Source organism: Moorena sp. SIO3I6, assembly GCF_010672095.1.
In genome coordinates this window covers 1-2,379 of sequence record NZ_JAAHHU010000717.1, presented here as the reverse complement: position 1 = coordinate 2,379, position 2,379 = coordinate 1, and the positions used below count along the sequence as shown (strand labels likewise).

At 45.7% G+C, this 2,379-nt stretch carries 1 protein-coding gene and 1 pseudogene; one reads left to right on the top strand and one right to left on the bottom strand.

Features of this window, described 5'->3' with window-relative positions:
* A pseudogene (iscB, locus tag F6K49_RS41765) lies at positions 1-1,174 on the bottom strand (RNA-guided endonuclease IscB); the annotation flags it as partial.
* Positions 1,175-1,523: 349 nt separating this feature from the next.
* Here iscB and cobU point away from each other — a divergent pair.
* Positions 1,524-2,129 (top strand): bifunctional adenosylcobinamide kinase/adenosylcobinamide-phosphate guanylyltransferase, encoded by a 606-nt coding sequence (gene cobU / locus F6K49_RS41760; protein WP_293051433.1) that lies wholly within the window; start codon positions 1,524-1,526, stop codon positions 2,127-2,129.
* Positions 2,130-2,379: the final 250 nt, after the last annotated feature.

Below are 2,379 nucleotides of genomic sequence, written 5' to 3'. Positions count from 1 at the left end.
CAGTCGCTCTCGTGGCGACTCTACCGACATAAGTCCCAATTTTCTTGCCCTTAGTCACAATTGCTTTGGCAATATCTCCAGTCTGAAATCCTTTGTGAATTTTTATTCTGGAGCAATGACGCTTGGGGAATCCAAACTTGTCTGTTCTACAAATCTGCCGGGTTCCATGCCCTTTAGCTGTAATCAATAAAGGCTGATAATCCTCAACATACAGAGTCTCGACGGAACCAACATTAGCTGCATCCAACCAATGGGTTTTGGGGAAGTTTTGACGGCAACGGTTGTACTTAGTTAACCCTCCTGAACCGACCTCTACTGAAAGTCCAGTTGACTTCAGTTCGTTATACAACTTCCATCGGGTGGCATTAACTGCTGCTGTATCAGCCAATGGTCTTTTTGCTTGGGATAAAATGCCCTTGAGGATACTAGGCTTGTTCGACAGAAATTGTTCTATCTCTTGGTTACCCTTGGCTTGGTTGCAACTATGGCAAGCAATGGTGAGATTTGATACCCGATCAGAGCCTCCCTTTGATTTTGGCTTAATATGCTCAATCTCTAGGGGGGTAGCTGTCGCTCCACAATAAGCGCAGGTTCGATGCCATTTCTCTAAAAGATACTCTCGCAATTCGTAACCGTACAAAGTGCCTTGCTGGTAGTCAGTCCCTGAAATTTTAGGGTTTTGCATCTTCTGAGTATCGAACCGAACTAACTCTTGAGAACAACCTGCTATTGGGCAAAATCGAATTAGTTTCTTTACCCAGGTTAAGATGTTATGGACACGAGACATTAAACTTGGAGGCAACCAACCCTCCGGCTTTTTTCGGTTCAGAAATCTGGGCTGGCGATACCGAGTTTTCCGATTCCGACGGGAGCGCCTCATCTGTCTGCGAGAGGTTAAAGCATCCCTAATTTGGAACCCTCTATGAGTCAGTTCAGCCGCCCAAACAACTCGGTGATTTTAGACAATCGCCAACCCTGTTGTTTTGGCACCTGGATCTATTTTGAGCTGCTGAAAGTGGGTTACACAGTTTTCTATGTCCAAGTCCCCCAGGATAATGGTGAATGGATACCGCCTCAAAACCTTGGCTCTCCCTTGTTTGAGCAATATCCTTGCTCTGGCCGGGTGACATGGGTCTAGGGGTTTTCTGTTTTTGTCGAGTGCAAATACACGCATAATCGAAATACTCCTATTGCTAGGGTTAAGTTCGCTTCGTCAATGTTTTCCAAGCTTGTTAGGTTTGCAACACTGTCTTACCCCTCGTACAACTGTTTAATTGCAAACGACAGAGCCAAAAACTAGCGACGCATTCTTGGGTGTCGTGACTTGAAAAACGTAGCCCATGGAGGACTTAGACTGGTCAGCTAGCTATCGCTTTGGGGCACGAAGCCCCGCTGCTTCAGCGCGGGGTGCTGACGGTGACTGATGTGAGGAAATATAGTTGATTTCAAGGAGGAAGATGCCAATTATCTAACTATAAGCTCTGTTAATTTAGGCGCAAGCGCGAAGATAACTCCCAATAGCCTTGAATACTACTAAATTTACCAGTATCAAATTTACCAGTAATTTAATTTTAGTCACCGGACCATCCAGGTCTGGCAAAAGCGAGTGGGCAGAAACCCTGGCGATGCAGACTGGGAAATCGGTAATATACGTTGCTACTGCCACAACCAACCCGGATGATCCAGAGTGGCTGGCCCGGATTGAAAAACATCAGCAGCGACGCCCCAGTTCCTGGACAACCCTTTTGGTACCACTGGACTTGGCAGGAACAATTACCAACTATTCTGACATCAATCACTGCCTGTTAGTAGATTCTCTAGGAACCTGGGTTGCCAATTGCTTAGAACAGAATGATACCGTTTGGCAGCAAACGTTACAAAACTTATGGAATAGTTTGACCAAGGTTAAAGGTTCTGTAATTTTTGTTGCAGAAGAGGCTGGCTGGGGAGTAGTTCCAGCATATCCTATGGGTAGGGCGTTTCGCGATCGCCTCGGAAATGTGGTGCGTTATTTGGGGCACTTGGCTAACCCAGTCTACTTAGTCACCGGCGGTCATGTGCTTAATCTCAGTACTCTGGGTCAACCATTACCGGATAATGGTAATGTTGGCGAATCACCTCAAACCTAATCCAATCCATGGCAAGAGGGGAAAGATACCGGCAGTGGGGAAGAAGCTTCCTAGCTCAGTTGTTTATTCAACGGGTTAAAACTGACTAATAACAACTAATTACCAACAAAACCATGGCATCTGAAGCACAAGTCAAACGCTATCTCACCTACTGGTTCCAGTTAGGCAAAAAAGTTGTGATGCGCAATGGTTTTTCAGCTATGCACCCACAATCACTTACAAATGGCAAGCACTACAGCCAAGAATTTGA